This window comes from Pseudoalteromonas sp. Scap25 (assembly GCF_013394125.1).
In the GTDB taxonomy this organism is placed as follows: Bacteria; Pseudomonadota; Gammaproteobacteria; order Enterobacterales; family Alteromonadaceae; genus Pseudoalteromonas.
Genome location: NZ_CP041328.1, coordinates 652,446 through 669,431 on the forward strand (window position 1 = coordinate 652,446; position 16,986 = coordinate 669,431).

Genomic DNA, 16,986 nt, shown 5'->3' on the forward strand with positions numbered 1-16,986 from the left:
AATAGTTTTGCTATATCATTAACACCCATAAAAAAGGCAGCCAATGCATTGGCTGCCGTTAATCAATAATTTAATTTTAGCGGCTATTATTCGCTATCAGGATTCATCCTAGAAACGAGTAACTGCTCAATACGAATACCTTCTACATCCACTACTTCAAATTTAAAGCCTGAAAATACAATGAATTCTGCACGTTTGGGAATATGCTTCATGGTATAAATTAAATACCCGGCAACCGTTTCATAATGGTTTTGCTCAGGGAATTCATCAATTTCTAATACCTTAGCTAATTCAACAATAGGTGTTAAACCATCGACCAACCAAGAATTAGCGTCGCGTTCAATGATTAACTCCTCACTTTGATGCGTGATTAAATCACCCATAAAGCCTTTCATTAAATCTTTAACTGTCACTATCCCAACCACTAGCGCATATTCATTGACCACCACAGCAAAAGGATGAACGGCAGTTTTAAACGCATTTAGCGACTCAGATAAGCTCAGTGTTTCTGGTAAATAAAAAATATCTTTATCAAGCATATCCGCATTAATATTTGCCGCCTCACCTTTAAGCACTTGGCGTAAAATATCTTTTGACTCAACCGAGCCAATTAATTTATCAAGGTTGCCTTTACACACTAAAAAGTGATTATGTGGATGCTCTATAATTTTATTGGCTATATCTTCACTCGACTCATCAATATCAAAGTAAACTATTTGCTCTCGTGGCGACATCACGCTTGATAAAAAGCGCGCTTCTAAATCAAATACATTACCAATTAAGTCATATTCCTGCTGTTGAAGGCTGCCATACTCGGCACCCGCATCCATCATGGCAACAATATCTTCAGTAGTAACTATATCCTCACGCTCACTCGGTACTTTGAATACTCGTAATACTATATTGGTTAAGCCGTTAAAAAATAATACCAGCGGTGTGAGCGCGAAAGTGACCCAACGCATAATTGTAACTACACGCACAGCAACAGCCTCAGGTAAAATCATTGCTAAACGCTTTGGAAGCAAATCAGCAAATAATATGAACAATGAGGTAATAATTAAAAACGACAGTAAAAAGCTAATTTGGCCAAGTAACGGCCCCTGATAAAATAACTGCAGTATTTCTTGCACGTAAGGCGATAATGCCTGCTCACCAACAATCCCACCTAATATGGCAATCGCATTAAGCGTAATTTGGATCATGGCAAAAAAAGCCCCTGGCTGCTCTTGCAGTTTTAAAACCGCCAGCGCTTGCACATTTCCTTCGTCGGCCATAACCCTTAATTTTATTTTGCGTGAAGCGGCAATCGAAATTTCTGACATCGCAAATAACGCACTCATCAAGATTAATAATGCAATCCCGATTAAATCACCCATTTATAACTCCAAAATAATCGCTTTTATTAGCAAAAGCAGCTGGATTATAGCCGCTTTTATAAACAGGGCAATTGATATTTAAAGTTGTGACTCATACAAGGCAAAGGCAGTGCTAAGTTGCTGCTGTAATTTATTCGGTAGGTTTTTGTTACACGCAAAATATAAGGGGGCTTGGTTGGCGTTAATAGGCATTAATGATTCGAGTTGAAGTTCACTTAATAAGTGTGATTGTTCGTGGCTTATTCTCTGCGCAGGTATAACAACCAAATCAATGCTTGAACTTCGTGCTTTAATTATTTTAAAAATGTTATCAAAACTATTAAACAGCATTAAGTTTTCGTTTTCTTTAAAGCCTTGGGAGAGTAAATAATGATGGCTATAGTTATCTTTTAACACTGCAATTCTGTATTGTTTTGCCTGCTCAAGACTTGTTAAAACAATGCCTTTGCTTTTAAGAGAATAAAAGTTTGTGTCGAATTGGGCAAGTTTAGCAAACCAAACAAAACGACTCTCACGCTCAGGTGAGCGTGAAATTGAGAAAATACAGGTTTCGGGATCCCTCAATGCAATATTATAAGTCATACTCCAATCGTGAACTGAAATTGAATAATCAATCCCCGCACTATCAAGCACTAGTCGAACTATATCGGCAGCATCACCAACTAAATTGTTGTTAGCATCAAGATACTGCGCAGGTGCAAAATTCTCTGTTACAACAGTGAGTTTAGCAGCACAGTGTTGGCTTACAATGAGTAATAATACAAAACACCATTTAATCACAATAACCCGCTCTATTAGATTTAAGACGTCACTTTTTTAATAAAAGCCAACTAAATATAGCGGGTTATTTGCAAATAGCCAATTTTTAGCTTTTGAAATTAGCGATTCATTGCATTAATTAAAAACGCCGAAATTTTAGCGCCTTCTCTCAGAGTTGTCTCAGAGCTTGATTGGCCCACTAAAGAGCTGTCAGTAAACGGAGCTATTTCCATCATATCAGCCCCCGTTATAGGGAACTCATCTGCAATCGCTGACAAAATATCAAGCGCGTGCTGTGGCGTTAACCCATTTTCTTCAGGCGTGCCTGTTGCTGATGCAAATTCTGCATCGAGGGCATCAATATCAAAGCTCACATACACTTCATCAACCTTGTCTGCTTTTAATTGCGCAATCGCATCTGCAGCAACCGCAGCTGCACCACGCTCTATAATTTCAGCAGCCCAGTGTTGTTTAACGCCAAAAGTACTTTCCCAATGTGATTTAGGTTTGCCACTTGAGCGAATACCAAATTGGATTAAATGATGCGGCGCTGGTAAAAATTCTAAAATATGTGTACACCAAGAGCCAAAACATAAGTCGATGCCTAAACGCTCTACGAGTAAGTCGGTGTGAGCATCGAAATGAATAATTGCCGTGCGTTTACCTTGCTCACGTTTGGCTTTTAAGTACGCTTTTGTTAACGGGTAGCTAATTGAGTGGTCGCCACCAATACCAAAAATACCTTTGTCTTGGAATGTCGCATAAAAGCTGTCACACACATCTTCAGTAATTGACAATGGGCTCACATAATGATCGTTATTGTCATTACCGTACAGCGCTTTTTGGCAGTTGGTAATAGTGGCCTCATTTAAGTACTTATCATGTAATAAATGCGGTATTACGCGTACATCACCTAAATCAAACGAACGACATTGTGTTTGTTGATCTATCAGTGCTGAGCGTAAAAATAAAGGCCCCCAATTAGCGCCACGTAAAATTCCACCACCGCAATCAGAGCTAATGCCTAACATTACTGCTTTGTGTGGTGAATTAGGCAGCTCGTTAAGTGAGTCACGCCATAAAACATCGACATTTTCAGTTTGCCCATATAATTTGTTTCTTAGCGCTGCTTTGCGTTCTTTAGCCGTATTGACTGTAAAAACACCGTCGCCGGGCGCACATAAACAGTGCTCAACTTTATTTTTAAATGTTTGAAATTGTGTGCTCATTGTAAACCCTTTTTCAATCTGAATATCTTGTCTATTATTGAGTAGTTATGCAAAACATCACACGCTGAATTAATTCCAGATTATTCGCATAGTGTGCTAAAAATTACAGTGAACTTTATTTTGCTCGCTTAGGTTAGTGGTAAATAAAAACTAAGCTTCCTTACTAACCCAATGAATATAAACAATTTAAAATACAGCCATCGGCTCTTTAGCCTAGCTATTGGTTTGCTATGAGGTATGAATATAGTGTCTGAGCAAACAAGTCAACTGGCTCATTTTGTTCGTAATTTTAGTCATTGATTGAATATTCAGAGTTGGTGAATAAATCAAATTAAGTCAATACGGACATCCGTCCTGTACTTAATTTTCATTTCTCGTAATCATGGTAAATTGACAACAATTTTTATTAAAAAGGCTTAGTTATGGAAAAGGTATTTCACTTAGGACTGTGTATTGATGACTTAAAAGGTGCAAAACTGGCTATAGTTCCAGGCGATCCAGATCGTGCAGCACGTATTTCACAGTTCTTAGATAATCCTACCTGCCTTGCTCAAACACGTGAGTTTCACATTTATTTAGGCCAATTAAACGGTCACTCTGTAGTAATATGTTCGACTGGTATCGGCGGCCCTTCAACGTCAATTGCCGTTGAAGAACTAGCACAACTTGGCGTACGAAGCTTTCTTCGCATTGGCACAACAGGGGCTATTCAACCGCACATTAATGAAGGCGATATTCTAATTAGCCAAGCTTCGGTTCGCTTAGATGGTGCGAGTCAACATTTTGCCCCGCTATGCTACCCTGCCGTATCTGATTTTTTTGCCACTCAAGCCATGGTAAAAGCCTGTGAAAACCTTAATATCGATTTCCATATTGGTATAACCGCTTCGAGCGACACCTTCTACCCAGGTCAAGAGCGCTACGATACACACTCTGGCTACGTACCTAAGTCACTACAAGGTAGCTGTGAAGAATGGCAAAAATTGGGCGTAATGAACTACGAAATGGAATCGGCCACTTTATTTACCATGTGTGCCGCGCTTGGTTTACAAGCTGCTTGTGTTGCTGGTGTATTAGTAAATAGAACACGTCAAGAAATACCTAACGTGGACCACGGCGAGATTGAGAAAAAATCTGTTGCCGTGGTACTTGAAGCCGCTAAAGTATTACTTGGTTAATGTTGCGCTAATAACCTCAAGTGTTGGCAAGCCAGTAAAGCTTGCTAACACGGCTTTTGCTACCCCTGATTGGTTTTCGTGACCAGTAGTTTCTAACAAAGTAATTGATTTTACTATTTGCTCATCAAAGCTTAATCCTGCTAAAAATAGCTGACTCACTGCGCTTTGCAGTGGCGATAAACTTGGGCTATACGCTGCATTTTCAGCATAACTGCCATAAAAGTCACCATTTTCAAAGGTGCTTATTTTTACCGCACTATAATTTTGACTGTATGGAACATAAGCCGCCAAAGCAAAACTCAGCAGCTTGTCATCAAGCTTTGTCTCTTCAAAGCGCTTAGTTTGCTCTACTGGGTTAAATAAGCTGTGCTCATTGCCTAAATCTGTTGGCCCAAATGAATGCGGTAACAGCTCTGCTAATTTAAAATTTTGTGCTGGCAGTAAAATATCAAGCTCTCTGGCATCCGCCAGTTCATTCATAAACTGACGGCAATACCCACATGGAGCATCACTAATGGCTATTTTTAGCACTTTCTTAGCGCCATTTAACCACGCATTATTAATTGCTGATTGCTCACCATGCACCACTAAACTAAGTGCTTGATGATCAAACTCAGCATTGGCACCAAAGTAAAAAGTAGTATGTCCTTGTGAGTCGAGCCCTTTTACAATTGCGCCGACATGAAACTTGGAAATAGGTGCAACCGAAAACTCAGAAGCCAACGGCACTAAACCTTGCAATAAAGTATCTTCGCTGACATTAAGTTCGGTGCAAAGCGCTTTAATATCGCTTGAATGTAAAATACCGCGTTGAGTTTTTAATTGACTACGTAGTGCTTGCGTTTGCGCTACATTTAATGAGATGTGTGAATTGCTAAGTGCTGTATTATGTTGCACTTTAAAAGTTGCTGAAGCCATAATAGTTTTTATTTGTTCAATGGCTAAGTAGTGTAAAAGGTTGGCAAACTAAATACCAGCCTATTCAACGTAAAAAAAGGGAACACGTCGCGTGTTCCCTTTTTTTGTTTTATTAAAATAAAAATTAACCTGTATTTCGCATACCCGCTGCAATCCCCGTCATGGTGATCATTAAGGCATTATCTATATCGCTTTCATTACCTTTATCATCGCCACGAGAGCGACGTAATAATTCAACCTGTAACACATTAAGGGGATCGGTGTACGGATTTCTAAGCCCAATAGACTCTTTGATCCAAGGCTGGTCGGCTAATAGACTTTTTTGTGGGCTTAATGATTGCACTAAGGTTATCGCCTCTGCTAATTCCTCACGTAAGGCAGCACCTAAAGGCTTGTACATGTCTTCCACCAGCGCATTGTCGTAGTGCTCACTTAGCCAGCTATCCGCTTTACTAAATACCATTTCTAGCATTTCTAAACGCGCTCTAAAGAACGGCCACTGCAAACTCATTTCACTTAAGGTTTCAATGCCATATTTTTCAAGCGCCGCTTTAAGCCCGCTTAGTGCACCTAACCATGCAGGCAGCATTAAACGGTTCTGACTCCACGCAAATATCCACGGAATGGCACGTAAGCTCTCCACTCCACCATTCGGATTACGTTTAGCAGGCCTTGAGCCTAATGGCAATTTAGATAGCTCCAATTCTGGTGTTGCCATTCTAAAGTAAGGTACAAAGTTTTCATCGTGGCGTACCACATTGCGATAGTGCTCACACGATACATCACTGATTAATGCCATGACTTCGCGCCACTCATCTTTGGGCTCTGGCGGTGGTAATAAGTTACTTTGCAGCACTGCCCCCGCGTATATGTTTAAGCTTTGCAATGCCACATTGGGTAAGCCAAATTTAAAGCGGATCATTTCGCCTTGCTCTGTCACCCTCAGGCCCCCTTTGAGTGAACCCGGTGGCTGCGAATGCAAGGCTTGCGCTGCAGGCGCACCGCCTCGACCAACCGTTCCACCACGACCATGAAATAAAACCAGCTCAATACCGCGTTCATCCGCCAGTTGCACTAACTTGTCCATTGCCTCATATTGTGCCCAGCCAGCAGCCATCATACCGGCATCTTTGGCTGAGTCTGAATAACCAATCATCACATTTTGAGTATTTTTAATATGACCTCGGTACCACTCATTATTTAAAAGTGTAGTAATAACATTATGGCCATCGTTTAAATCATCTAAGGTCTCGAATAATGGCGCAACGGGCAGTTCAAAACTGCAGCCTGACTCTTTAAGTAATAACTGCACCGCTAAGATATCAGAAGCGGTTCGGGCCATAGAAATAATATATAACCCAAAGGTTTTTGCATCTTGCTGTGCAATAACATCAAAGGTGTCGAGTACTTCTTGTACATCAGGACTAGGTTGCCAATGCTTTGGAATAAGTGGACGACGAGAGTTAAGCTCAGCAAGTAAAAAAGCCTGCTTATCTTGCTCTTGCCATTGGTTGTAGTCGCCAATACCTAAGTAACGAGTTAGCTCAGAAAATACATCACCGTGTCTTGACGAATCTTGGCGCACGTCTAGTTTTGCTAAACGCAGGCCAAAGCTATTTACTCGGTGGATCATATCCAGTAGCAAGCCATCGGCCACCACATGCATATTGCACTGTAATAAAGAGCGATAACACACTTCAATAGGGTACTTAATTTGATTAATATCGGTGATTAAATCTTGTGATTCAGTGCGCTTATTTTTAATTTTAGCGCTTAAATGCATTACCGTTTCTGCAACTTGGTTTTTAACATCCTTTAAAACGGCACGGTACGGTTCAAACTCTTGTCCAGCCAGCTTAATAAGCTCATCGCTTGCATCCGACATAGAAAGTTCAGCACAGAGCGTTTCTAAATCACGCTGGTATAAATCCAGTGCCATCCAACGGCCATGGTCGAGCACTTGCTTAGTTACTTCGGCGGTTACAAATGGGTTACCATCACGGTCTCCCCCCATCCAAGAAGTAAATTCTATCGGGCTGTAATCTGCTGGCAACTCTAAGCTTAAATGCTGTTTTACATGCTGGCTAAACTCACGTAGAAAACGTGGCACAGCTTCCCATAAACTGTTTTCAATGACTGCGTAGCCCCATTTAGCCTCATCTACAGGGCTTGGGCGTGAACGACGAATATCGTCCGTATGCCATGCTTGGCTAATTAACTGCGCAATACGGTTTAATATTGCTTCGCGTTCTTGCGCAAGATTGTCGGTACGCTCAAGCGATGCTAAACAATCGCTAAGTTCAACATGTTTATTAATAATGGTACGGCGAGTCACCTCGGTTGGGTGTGCTGTTAGTACTAAGTTTATGTGGAGTTTTGAGAGGGTATCAGCTAAATGATTATGATTAAGCTGACCTTGTTCGGCCTTTGCTGCTAACGTTTTTAATGTTTGAGTGAGAGGGTTTAGTTGGCAAAAACCAACATCATTAAAACGTGATACGGTATGAAACTGCTCTGCAACATTTGCTAAGTTTAAAAAATGATTAAATGAACGGGCAACCGGTAAAAGCTCTTCATCACTAAGCGCATGTAGTACATTTATAAGCGCTTTACGATCAGCTTCATTGCCACTGCGAGATGATTTTGATAAAGCCCGAATCTCTTCTACTTTATCTAAAATATCTTGTCCTTGAGCATCTTTTATAGTTTGTCCTAATAATTGCCCAAGTAAATTTACATTACCTCGCAAGGCGGCATATTGTTCACTCATTTTTAGCTCTCCTTTGTTTCTTTGAGACCTATTAATATCATTATGTTTACTTATTTAATAGATCCATTTGCACCGGCATGTCGTAAAAAAGCATATGTAAAATAAACACAAAGCGATGACATGATCATTTTTTACGATGGTAATTGCCCCCTTTGCAATGCAGAGATGCAGCATTTAAAACGTGCCGATGTTGATCATAAAGTTACACTTGAAGATTTAAATGCTGATGACTTTAATGCGCGTTTTCCCGCAATCAATAAGCAATACGCTATGAATATACTGCATGCCCAAACTGATAATGGGCAGATGATTTACGGCTTAGATGTGACTTATCAAGCTTGGCGCACTGTTGGCAAATATCCTTGGCTTAAAATTATTCGTTTGCCCGTCATTCGTTTTTTTGCCGATCATGCTTATACTTTCTTTGCAAAATACCGTCATCAAATTAGTCGTTTTTTAATGCCTAGTGCACAGTGCAACTCAGGTCAATGTAATATCAAAAGCAAAGGTGAAAAATGAAAACAGTGATTTTATTTGGTGCCAGTAGCGCCATTGCTCAATCTTACGTTAATCACTTAAATCAACAAGCAACACAATTTAATATAATTTGTGTTAGCTCATCGAATATTAATCACAGCGGTAAAAACATAACCTACTTTCACAGCGACTACTCAACGCAAAGTCTTAACGAGCTTACAGAATCGCTAAAGTCTCAGCAGATTGAGCTCGCTCAGGTGGTTATATTTAATGGCCAATTACATAACAGCCAGCACATGCCTGAAAAAAAACTCGAGGATATCAATGGCGATTATTTTATGCAGCTTTTGCATTCTAATACGCTTGTGCCGCTGCTGTGCTTACAAAGCATAATGCCATTACTTAACCATAAAACTCACTGCACAATTACCGCTTTAAGCGCTCGTGTTGGTAGCATTAACGACAATAAACTGGGTGGCTGGTACACCTATCGCGCATCAAAATCAGCACTTAATATGTTATTTAAAACAGCCGCTATTGAGCTTGCTCGTCGTGCTAAAAATACTAAACTTGTTTTATTTCATCCAGGCACCACAGATACTGAGCTGTCTAAACCATTTCAAAAAAATGTACCTGCCGACAAACTATTTACGCCTGAGTTTGTTGCCCAGCAATTATTTAAATTTACTTACGAAAACTCACAATTAGAACTTAATGGCGAACCTGCCTACCTAGATTGGCAAGGAAACACTATAAAATGGTAAGGGATCAACACATGCATTTTTCTAAAGACCGCATAACCGCACTTGAAAAACACACACGCACGCATTTTATAAATTCACTGTCAGGATTTAAAAGTGCAAACTTGATTGGTACGCAAGATGGACAGGGCAATACCAATTTAGCCATTGTTAGTTCTGTCATCCATTTAGGCGCTCACCCGCCCCTTGTAGGCATGATAATGCGCCCACACAGTGTACCAAGGCATACATTTGAAAATATTATAGAAACGGGCGTTTATACTATTAACCAAGTAAATAGCGATATTTACCAGCAAGCGCACCAAACCTCGGCACGTTACGCTAAAGATGAGTCCGAGTTCGATGCAACGGGTTTAAAAACAGAGTATTTAAATGAATTTAACGCTCCCTTTGTTGCACAAAGCCGACTTAAATACGCGGTAAAATTTGTAGAGAATCAACATTTAGCTGTTAATGGCACCGAACTGGTTATTGGTGAAATAATGGATGTATATGTGGATGAATCAGCACTCCAAAGCGATGGTTTTTTAGATTTACAAGCCATTGATACGGTTGCAGTAACCGGTTTAGATAGTTACCACACGGCAAATAAGCTCACTCGCCTACCCTATGCAAAAAAATAGCCCGAGGTTATCAAGTCCTCCAAATAAGCGACTTGATAACTCCCCCCCCATTTTTGAGCCCCTTGTTCACTAATCGCAATTAGTTTGAATTTAAACTGTTAAACCTACACACTATGCAAAATTTTGTAGGAGAAATATATGACCACAGTTGGTATTGGTACTCACACACCCGAGCAAGCACTTGCTAGTTTAAGTAATATGACTCACTCAGTAACGCCGATTCAAGCCGATGAGTATTTAGCGCGTATGGCCAAAGCACAAGCCTATATGCAAGCGCACAACATTGATGCCATTTATTTAAACGCAGGTACCAACTTAACTTATTTCACCGGAATGAAATGGTATGCCAGTGAACGACTTGTTGGCGCTATTTTACCTGCTGTAGGTGATGTGCAATACATTGCTCCACATTTTGAAATTGGTTCTTTAAATGGCTTTAAGGTTATTGATGGCCCAATACACGGCTGGCAAGAGCATGAAAGCCCGTTTGAGCTATTAGTTAAAGTGCTGAAACAGCTCAATATTAGCGACGCTGCTACCGTTGGTATTGATGAAAGCGCACAGTTTTTTATTTTTGATGGTATCAATAAAGCCAGTTCAGGGTTAAAACTGGTGAACGCTCAACCAGTCACTGCGCATTGTAGAATGCATAAATCAGCCAATGAATTAGCATTAATGCAATGTGCCATGGATATGACTTTGGCGGTTCATCAGGCTACAGCGAGCATGCTTTATGAAGGAATTAGCACCGTAGAAGTCGAAGAATTTATTAAAAAAGCCCATCATAAAGTAGGTGCCCCAGGTAATTATTTCTGTATTGTATTGTTTGGCCTTGCTACCTCATTCCCACATGGCGTGAAAGACCCACAAATTTTGAAAAAAGGCGACATGGTGCTCATCGATACTGGATGTAAAGTGCACGATTACCTTTCTGATATTACGCGTACTTATGTATTTGGTGAAGCAACCAGCCGACAACGCCTGTTTTGGGATTTCGAAAAAGCGGCACAGTTAGCAGCTTTCAATCAAGCAGCCCTTGGCGAAACCTGTGAATCGGTTGATCAAGCAGCTCGCAGCTACTTAGCAGCACAAAATTTAGGACCTGAGTATCAAACACCAGGTTGCCCACATCGTACAGGCCATGGTATTGGTTTAGACATTCACGAATGGCCATATTTAGTTGGCGGTGATAAAACCCCGCTTGCCACTGGCATGTGTTTTAGTAACGAACCCATGCTAGTTATTCCAGATGAGTTTGGGGTGAGATTAGAAGATCACTTTTACATGACAGATGATGGTCCGCGCTGGTTTACTCAACCGAGTCATAGCATTGATGACCCGTTTGGCTTAAACAGCTAATATATGAATCATTTAATAAAAAGAGCAGCACCTTGGCTGCTCTTTTTATGTCCAATGATTGATAAAGTAGACTTCATCCCAATATCCATTGTTATTACTAAGCAATCCTTCAAGGATCCCTATGAAAAACTTTAAAATTGATATCGTCTCAGATGTAATGTGCCCGTGGTGTATTATCGGTTACAAGAACTTAGAGACCGCATTGGCAGAATTAAAAGAAGAAATGAGTGCGGATATTACATGGCACCCTTTTGAGCTTAATCCAGATATGCCACTTGAAGGGCAAGACTTAAACGAGCACTTGCAGCAAAAATACAGTTTAACCGAAGAAGAAAGCGCGCGAAATCGTCAAAACATGGCGGATGCGGGTGAACGAGCTGGGTTTACCTTTAATTTTGACGGTAAACGCATCATGATCAACAGCTTTGATCTACACCGCTTGCTAATGTGGGCGCGTGAAGAGGGCAAGCAAACTGAGCTGAAATTGGCATTTTTTGAAGCACACTTCACCGATTTGAAATATCTAAATCAAGAAGATGCATTACTGGATGTGGTAGAAAAAGTCGGTCTTAACAAAGACACAGCTCGTGATATTTTACACTCAGATAAATACGTACAAGCGGTTCGCGAAGAGCAAAATAACTTTAAGCAAATGGGTATTACTTCAGTGCCTACGTTCATTATAAATGATAAGTATGCGCTTACCGGTGGGCAGCCGAGTGAGTCATTTATTCAAGCACTTAAGCAAATAAGCGAAGAAGAAGCCAAGCAAGACACTTAAAAAATAAAGTTTAAAACCAAAAAAGGCTGCACATCGCAGCCTTTATTTATCTCAGTTAGCATTTTTTGAGAAGCGTTTAAACAAGGTGCTCAATATTTAAGAATTTAATCTGACACTGAACTTTGAACGCCCTCTCTATAGATACCTAACAGTTAAATACTTCAAAATTAAATCTGCTTATGGTGCAAATTAAATAATGCTGCCTTTTAACGGACTCGTTCTTTTTCTGGATATACTAAACTTTTTATCTGTATTTTTAGCATAGTGATAGAAATTCAAGCTAGTCTGCGTGACATCTTCAATAAACCACCCAGGTATCTTAACTAAAGAATAACCATGTTTAGAAAAGTGTATCTCAATTGATTTAATCATGGGTTTTTCAACAACCGTGATTTGGTCTGCTTTACTTAAATCTATAACTTTTTCACCTTGAATCAATGTCTGCTCATTTAAATCGACAATAATCGGTTTATTTTTAAAAAAATCAACGAGAAAATAGGTAATAAATACCGGTACGAGAATAATTGATAATTGGCGCATTGTTACTGCTTTAAAATAGGTCTCTTCATGAGACCAAGTATCAGGCGTAGTAAACCATACTATAAAGATATAAACCGCTACCGCTAAAGTCCAGCGGTGTAGGCGAAAAAGCTTTTTAAGGTCAAAAGTCAATGTCATTCTTTTTAGCATTAATTTAATCTCACTTTCATTCGTATGCTATAAGCGTTCCCCACATGTGTAAGTGACTTAAATTTAAACCTTTGATCGATTTCACTATCGAGTTTAAAGTTTATAGTATTTTTTATGTTCTTTTCAGTAAAATACAAGTTAATTCCAGGGCTATAGCTATTAATCTCATGATATGTCTGCAACCTATCTTCGTTCTCATATTCCAAATAAATAACTTTAAGCAAACGGGTATTGCTTCAGTGCCTACTTTCATTATAAACGATAAGTATGCTCTTACCGGTTGGCAGCCGAGTGAGTCATTTATTCAAGCACTTAAGCAAAGAAGAAATAAAGCAAGATTAGCAAACTGTTTTACAGCGATAATAACCTTATCGCTGTTTCAGTTTAAACACTGTTCGCTGACCTAAACCAAGCCCATCCTCAACATCATGGTAAAATTGCGTATAGAGTGCATCAAGCTCGCCTTTTTGTGCTAGCTTTGTTAAGCCCCGCTGTAATAAGTCGATAATCGCTTTATTTTTTTCATTTGCATAAAAGTAATAAAAATTATCATACTGCAGCATAATATGCGGCTCAACGACAAAGTTATACTGTGGGCTTTTTTGTATTTCAGCTCTAATCGCAGTTACTGAACGAGGAAAGTAATCGCCAAGTCCTTCATCTAACGCTTTTAACATGCTTTCATAACTCAAATCACCATTAACTGTTAAGCCATTGCTCTTTAATACATAATAATCAGACCAACTTTGCTTTTGTAAAGCTATATATGGCTTTAGTTGTTCAAGGGTTTTTATATCTGAAAATTCGCCCAGCCGGCTTTGTTTTATCATCAGTAAACGTTTTGAGTGCAAGCCGTAGTATATTGGAAAGGTTGTGTGTACAAGGCTGCTTGCTTGCTCTTTTGACATACTTAACCAGGCAAAATTAATTATTCCATCGCGCTTTAGCTCTTCAAGTACTCGTTTAGTATTCATCGGCTCAACACTATAACTAATATTGAGTTTAACATTCATCTGCGCAAAGCTTTTTTCTAATAAGCTCAAAACATAATGATTTTTAGGCATATTAGGTGTGCTCGGTTTCCCTAATTTGAGCGTCACTATTTGCTCGCTTCCCCAAGCAAAAGATGACAGGGTAATAAGGATAACACTGCAGCATAAATTAAATAACTTCATGGTCATTCCAAGTTACTTTGCATTTATAAAATGGGGAATAGTAAGTATAGCGGGAACTTAGAATTACGCTTTTAGGTGCGATAAAGTACTTTAATCACATGCCAACCAAATTTTGTTTTTACCAAATGTGGCTCTAAAATCTCGCCTTTAAACGCAATTTTATCAAACTGTGGAACCATTTGACCGCGTCTAAATTCGCCTAAATCTCCGCCCTTTTTGCCCGACGGACAAGACGAATATTTTTTAGCTAAGGTTTGAAACTTTGCGCCTTTACTTAATTGCTTAATGATGTCTTCTGCAATCTCTTTGTGCTTAACCAAAATGTGAAGTGCGTGTGCTGTATTTGCCATGAGAAAGCCCTTAAAACCTATTTACTAGTAATCAAACGCCGCGATTTTAGCACAGCCTAAGTGATACAGCACTTGCTAAAAATGTGGCTATAAGTAGTGTTCTTCATCTTTTTGCAGAGGAATTCGACAGTGTTGGTATTTACCAAATAATGTATAACGGTTTTTAGCCACTTTGTTATAAAGCCAATCAGTCAGCCTTCGTGGTAATAACTTAAATACGCTAAGCAACTTCCACGGATAACTTAACTGGCTGAACACCCGAAAAACGGCTTGGCTACGGGTAAATGGCTTTTGTGCTTCTATATAAATCATCGAAGTAAAATTGGTAGTGGAAAAACCAAATTGAGCAAGTAGCGTTTGCCCTGCCGGCGATTGCACGCTGCACAATTTAAATTTTATGGTCGGATCGTGAGCTATAATAAAATTACACCACGCACTACAAAGCTTACATTGCGCATCAAATAATATAATTTTTTGATTTAACATTAATGCCGCGGAATCATCGCTCATAAAACTTTTCACAAATTAAGTACTAAACTACTGCTGCACTGGCTTTTTTTGTAGCTTACGCTGCAAGGTGCGCCTATGCATATTTAACTGCCTAGCGGTCATTGATACATTACCGTTATTACTGTGTAAAACATGTTGAATATGCTCCCACTCTAAACGTTCGGGCGACATAACCCCCTCTGAAATTTCAGTTGCTGCCGTACTTGCCACCTCAACTTTGAGTGCTTTTAATAAACTTGCCATATCAACAGGCTTAGTTAAATAGTCATTAGCCCCTAAGCGCATCGCCTCTACCGCCGTTGCTATACTTGCAAAGCCAGTGAGCAATACAATATGAGCATGTGTGAGTAAATGGCGCAGCGGTGCAATCAGCGACAGTCCATTCTCATCGGCCAGCTTCATATCTAATAAAATACAGTTAGGCTGTTGCTGACGAGCCCTTAGAAGTGCATCAGTGTGATTATGTGCGATCTCGCAATTAAACCCGTGCTTAGTTAGCCGACGTGCTAACGTCGTCGCTAAATTAATATCATCCTCAACAATAAGTAGCTTCATGCTTTTGTCTCTGCTGTTAATAGTGGCATTGTTATCTTTGCAACCGCTCCGCCTTCGGGATGATTATATACCGTTAGCGAGCCATTTAACCTCTCAAACGTCACATTTGATAACATAACTGCGATCCCCATGCCTTGCTCACTAGGCATTAAATGCCCACCTAACTCCGCTAACTCTGAGGATGAAAAGCCAGCACCAAAATCACGAATAATTAACGCAATGTTTTGTGCGTCAGGTTGCTGCCAACTTAGTTCAAGTTGCACTTGGCCGTGCTTTTGATTAGCAAGTACTGCATTTTGTAATAAATTTAAAATTGCAGGTAGCAGCATAGCGTCACTTTGTAATGTGGCTTCAGGTGCCCCGTTAAACCAGTTTATTTGTTGATTAGGATATTGTAATAGTAACGTATCATGAATTTGATTTTGCAACTGCTCTGCTTTAATGGGTGCTTGAGTGTTTTGATCCCGTAACTGCATTGAGAGATTTCTAAAGTCGTTAAGCTGAGTGCGGCATTGCAATAGCGGCGTTTGCATTTGCTGAATAACTTCATTGTCGGGATGCTCTTCTAAAAGCTCTTCAAACAATAATTGTAAATTAGCAATCGGTGTTGCTAATTGATGAGTAATTTGCGCCGCAGCGCCATCAAGTGTAACCAGTTGTTCATTGCGCAACTGTTTTTCTCTAACCTTCGCAATAGTGCGCTCACGCTGCTGCAAAGCGCGGTTCATCGCCCCTATCACTAGCGCTATTACGCAAGCACTTATAACAAAGTTAACCCACATACCAATAAAATGACCATTCATGTTCATTTGGTGCATACTGTGTTCGGGCATTCTAATTAATAATAAGCTATAAGCGGCAATCGCCAATATAGCGATATAGGCAAGCCCTCGAGCGCTTAATGTAATGGCAGCTATCATAATAGGCAACAATAGTAACGACACAAATGCGTTAGTGGCACCCCCGCTTAAAGACAACAAAATGGTTAAAAAAAGCACATCGGCGGTCAATTGCATTAGCATGCCAATTGGCTTTGCTTGGCTTACATGCCGGTAGGCAAATACACTGGCTAACTGAAAAACCGCCTCAACAGCAATAACCCCTAACAACGGCATAAGTGCAATTTGATGTTCCAATAAAAAATATACACTGAGTACCGTAATAAGCTGGACAACAATGGCACCACTGCGCAGCATTAATAATCGGCTAATAGCTGGGTCGGTTTTAATTAACACGATAGAGTTCCTGAATACACTGGGTTTTATTATTTATGATTAACATGCTTTTTTTATTGCATTTATTATACACTAAACCGTCTCATATTAGACTCTGACTTAGCTACACTCAAGCATACATCGCGGATAAGGCGGTTGTTTTTTGTAAGCACTAAAGCGCGATGGACTAACTTGGAAAAAAGCGCCTAAGCTACATGCTTTTTGGTTTACAAAGTAAAAACCAATAATTAACCTTTCACT

The 16,986-nt window shown here is 39.8% G+C and carries 17 protein-coding genes and 1 pseudogene; 7 read left to right on the plus strand and 11 right to left on the minus strand.

The window, feature by feature from the left end; all coding sequences use genetic code 11:
• Nucleotides 1-86 precede the first annotated feature (86 nt).
• The 3 genes from FLM54_RS18340 to FLM54_RS18350 all read right to left on the minus strand — a co-directional run bounded on the left by FLM54_RS18340 (nucleotide 87) and on the right by FLM54_RS18350 (nucleotide 3,364).
• The gene (locus FLM54_RS18340; protein ID WP_178957303.1) at nucleotides 87-1,376 is read right to left on the minus strand and encodes a hemolysin family protein; all 1,290 of its coding nucleotides are present in this window, start codon (nucleotides 1,374-1,376) and stop codon (nucleotides 87-89) included.
• Between the two features lie 78 nt (nucleotides 1,377-1,454).
• Nucleotides 1,455-2,156, minus strand: a complete 702-nt coding sequence (locus tag FLM54_RS18345; RefSeq protein WP_178957305.1) for an ABC transporter substrate-binding protein — start codon at nucleotides 2,154-2,156, stop codon at nucleotides 1,455-1,457.
• A 98-nt stretch (nucleotides 2,157-2,254) separates the two neighbouring features.
• A complete protein-coding gene (locus FLM54_RS18350; protein ID WP_178957306.1) occupies nucleotides 2,255-3,364 on the minus strand; it encodes an arginase family protein in 1,110 nt (369 codons plus the stop codon).
• A gap of 422 nt (nucleotides 3,365-3,786) precedes the next feature.
• Here FLM54_RS18350 and udp point away from each other — a divergent pair, with 422 nt between their 5' ends.
• Entirely contained in the window at nucleotides 3,787-4,542 is a 756-nt protein-coding gene (udp, locus tag FLM54_RS18355) for a uridine phosphorylase (RefSeq protein WP_138606844.1), read from the plus strand.
• On the opposite strand, the gene cdd is transcribed toward udp, so the two are convergent.
• Together cdd and ppc are read right to left on the minus strand one after the other, a co-directional pair.
• Nucleotides 4,531-5,460, minus strand: coding sequence for a cytidine deaminase (gene cdd / locus FLM54_RS18360; RefSeq protein ID WP_178957308.1), 930 nt, complete (start codon nucleotides 5,458-5,460; stop codon nucleotides 4,531-4,533). The genes udp and cdd overlap by 12 nt on opposite strands.
• 124 nt (nucleotides 5,461-5,584) lie before the next feature.
• Nucleotides 5,585-8,230, minus strand: coding sequence for a phosphoenolpyruvate carboxylase (ppc, locus tag FLM54_RS18365; protein WP_178957310.1), 2,646 nt, complete (start codon nucleotides 8,228-8,230; stop codon nucleotides 5,585-5,587).
• A 120-nt stretch (nucleotides 8,231-8,350) separates the two neighbouring features.
• On the opposite strand from ppc, the gene FLM54_RS18370 reads away from it, so the two are divergent.
• The 5 genes from FLM54_RS18370 (at nucleotide 8,351) to FLM54_RS18390 (ending at nucleotide 12,231) form a co-directional block, all read left to right on the plus strand.
• Entirely contained in the window at nucleotides 8,351-8,749 is a 399-nt protein-coding gene (locus FLM54_RS18370; protein WP_178957312.1) for a thiol-disulfide oxidoreductase DCC family protein, read from the plus strand.
• The gene (locus FLM54_RS18375) at nucleotides 8,746-9,471 is read left to right on the plus strand and encodes an SDR family NAD(P)-dependent oxidoreductase (protein ID WP_178957314.1); all 726 of its coding nucleotides are present in this window, start codon (nucleotides 8,746-8,748) and stop codon (nucleotides 9,469-9,471) included. Before FLM54_RS18370 ends, FLM54_RS18375 begins: the two co-directional genes overlap by 4 nt.
• A gap of 11 nt (nucleotides 9,472-9,482) precedes the next feature.
• On the plus strand, nucleotides 9,483-10,091 hold the full coding sequence (locus FLM54_RS18380) for a flavin reductase family protein (RefSeq protein WP_178957316.1): 609 nt from the start codon (nucleotides 9,483-9,485) through the stop codon (nucleotides 10,089-10,091).
• Nucleotides 10,092-10,229: 138 nt separating this feature from the next.
• Entirely contained in the window at nucleotides 10,230-11,450 is a 1,221-nt protein-coding gene (locus FLM54_RS18385) for a Xaa-Pro peptidase family protein (RefSeq protein ID WP_178957318.1), read from the plus strand.
• A 121-nt stretch (nucleotides 11,451-11,571) separates the two neighbouring features.
• Nucleotides 11,572-12,231, plus strand: a complete 660-nt coding sequence (locus tag FLM54_RS18390) for a DsbA family oxidoreductase (protein ID WP_178957320.1) — start codon at nucleotides 11,572-11,574, stop codon at nucleotides 12,229-12,231.
• Nucleotides 12,232-12,420: 189 nt separating this feature from the next.
• On the opposite strand, the gene FLM54_RS18395 is transcribed toward FLM54_RS18390, so the two are convergent.
• Nucleotides 12,421-12,921, minus strand: a complete 501-nt coding sequence (locus FLM54_RS18395; protein ID WP_178957322.1) for a hypothetical protein — start codon at nucleotides 12,919-12,921, stop codon at nucleotides 12,421-12,423.
• Nucleotides 12,922-13,130: 209 nt separating this feature from the next.
• Here FLM54_RS18395 and FLM54_RS18400 point away from each other — a divergent pair.
• Nucleotides 13,131-13,328: pseudogene (locus FLM54_RS18400) on the plus strand (hypothetical protein); the annotation flags it as partial.
• Here the strand turns inward: FLM54_RS18400 and FLM54_RS18405 are convergent.
• The 5 genes from FLM54_RS18405 to FLM54_RS18425 all read right to left on the minus strand — a co-directional run bounded on the left by FLM54_RS18405 (nucleotide 13,290) and on the right by FLM54_RS18425 (nucleotide 16,746).
• Nucleotides 13,290-14,096, minus strand: coding sequence for a transporter substrate-binding domain-containing protein (locus tag FLM54_RS18405; protein WP_178957324.1), 807 nt, complete (start codon nucleotides 14,094-14,096; stop codon nucleotides 13,290-13,292). The pseudogene FLM54_RS18400 and the gene FLM54_RS18405 overlap by 39 nt on opposite strands.
• A gap of 71 nt (nucleotides 14,097-14,167) precedes the next feature.
• On the minus strand, nucleotides 14,168-14,446 hold the full coding sequence (locus FLM54_RS18410) for a peptidylprolyl isomerase (protein ID WP_178957326.1): 279 nt from the start codon (nucleotides 14,444-14,446) through the stop codon (nucleotides 14,168-14,170).
• An 87-nt stretch (nucleotides 14,447-14,533) separates the two neighbouring features.
• A complete protein-coding gene (locus FLM54_RS18415; RefSeq protein WP_178957328.1) occupies nucleotides 14,534-14,956 on the minus strand; it encodes a thiol-disulfide oxidoreductase DCC family protein in 423 nt (140 codons plus the stop codon).
• Between the two features lie 27 nt (nucleotides 14,957-14,983).
• A complete protein-coding gene (locus FLM54_RS18420) occupies nucleotides 14,984-15,511 on the minus strand; it encodes a response regulator transcription factor (RefSeq protein ID WP_178957329.1) in 528 nt (175 codons plus the stop codon).
• Nucleotides 15,508-16,746, minus strand: a complete 1,239-nt coding sequence (locus FLM54_RS18425) for a HAMP domain-containing sensor histidine kinase (RefSeq protein WP_178957331.1) — start codon at nucleotides 16,744-16,746, stop codon at nucleotides 15,508-15,510. Before FLM54_RS18425 ends, FLM54_RS18420 begins: the two co-directional genes overlap by 4 nt.
• Between the last annotated feature and the right edge of the window lie 240 nt (nucleotides 16,747-16,986).

What these genes read in the sequence shown, in the direction of transcription:
- FLM54_RS18375 (WP_178957314.1), top strand. Translation starts at nt 8,746, where the DNA reads ATGAAAACAGTGATTTTATTTGGTGCCAGTAGCGCCATTGCTCAATCT.
- FLM54_RS18370 (WP_178957312.1), top strand. Translation starts at nt 8,351, where the DNA reads ATGATCATTTTTTACGATGGTAATTGCCCCCTTTGCAATGCAGAGATG.
- FLM54_RS18420 (WP_178957329.1), bottom strand. Translation starts at nt 15,511, where the DNA reads ATGAAGCTACTTATTGTTGAGGATGATATTAATTTAGCGACGACGTTA.
- FLM54_RS18405 (WP_178957324.1), bottom strand. Translation starts at nt 14,096, where the DNA reads ATGAAGTTATTTAATTTATGCTGCAGTGTTATCCTTATTACCCTGTCA.
- FLM54_RS18340 (WP_178957303.1), bottom strand. Translation starts at nt 1,376, where the DNA reads ATGGGTGATTTAATCGGGATTGCATTATTAATCTTGATGAGTGCGTTA.
- FLM54_RS18395 (WP_178957322.1), bottom strand. Translation starts at nt 12,921, where the DNA reads ATGCTAAAAAGAATGACATTGACTTTTGACCTTAAAAAGCTTTTTCGC.
- ppc (WP_178957310.1), bottom strand. Translation starts at nt 8,230, where the DNA reads ATGAGTGAACAATATGCCGCCTTGCGAGGTAATGTAAATTTACTTGGG.
- FLM54_RS18380 (WP_178957316.1), top strand. Translation starts at nt 9,483, where the DNA reads ATGCATTTTTCTAAAGACCGCATAACCGCACTTGAAAAACACACACGC.
- cdd (WP_178957308.1), bottom strand. Translation starts at nt 5,460, where the DNA reads ATGGCTTCAGCAACTTTTAAAGTGCAACATAATACAGCACTTAGCAAT.
- FLM54_RS18390 (WP_178957320.1), top strand. Translation starts at nt 11,572, where the DNA reads ATGAAAAACTTTAAAATTGATATCGTCTCAGATGTAATGTGCCCGTGG.
- FLM54_RS18410 (WP_178957326.1), bottom strand. Translation starts at nt 14,446, where the DNA reads ATGGCAAATACAGCACACGCACTTCACATTTTGGTTAAGCACAAAGAG.
- FLM54_RS18350 (WP_178957306.1), bottom strand. Translation starts at nt 3,364, where the DNA reads ATGAGCACACAATTTCAAACATTTAAAAATAAAGTTGAGCACTGTTTA.
- udp (WP_138606844.1), top strand. Translation starts at nt 3,787, where the DNA reads ATGGAAAAGGTATTTCACTTAGGACTGTGTATTGATGACTTAAAAGGT.
- FLM54_RS18385 (WP_178957318.1), top strand. Translation starts at nt 10,230, where the DNA reads ATGACCACAGTTGGTATTGGTACTCACACACCCGAGCAAGCACTTGCT.
- FLM54_RS18415 (WP_178957328.1), bottom strand. Translation starts at nt 14,956, where the DNA reads ATGAGCGATGATTCCGCGGCATTAATGTTAAATCAAAAAATTATATTA.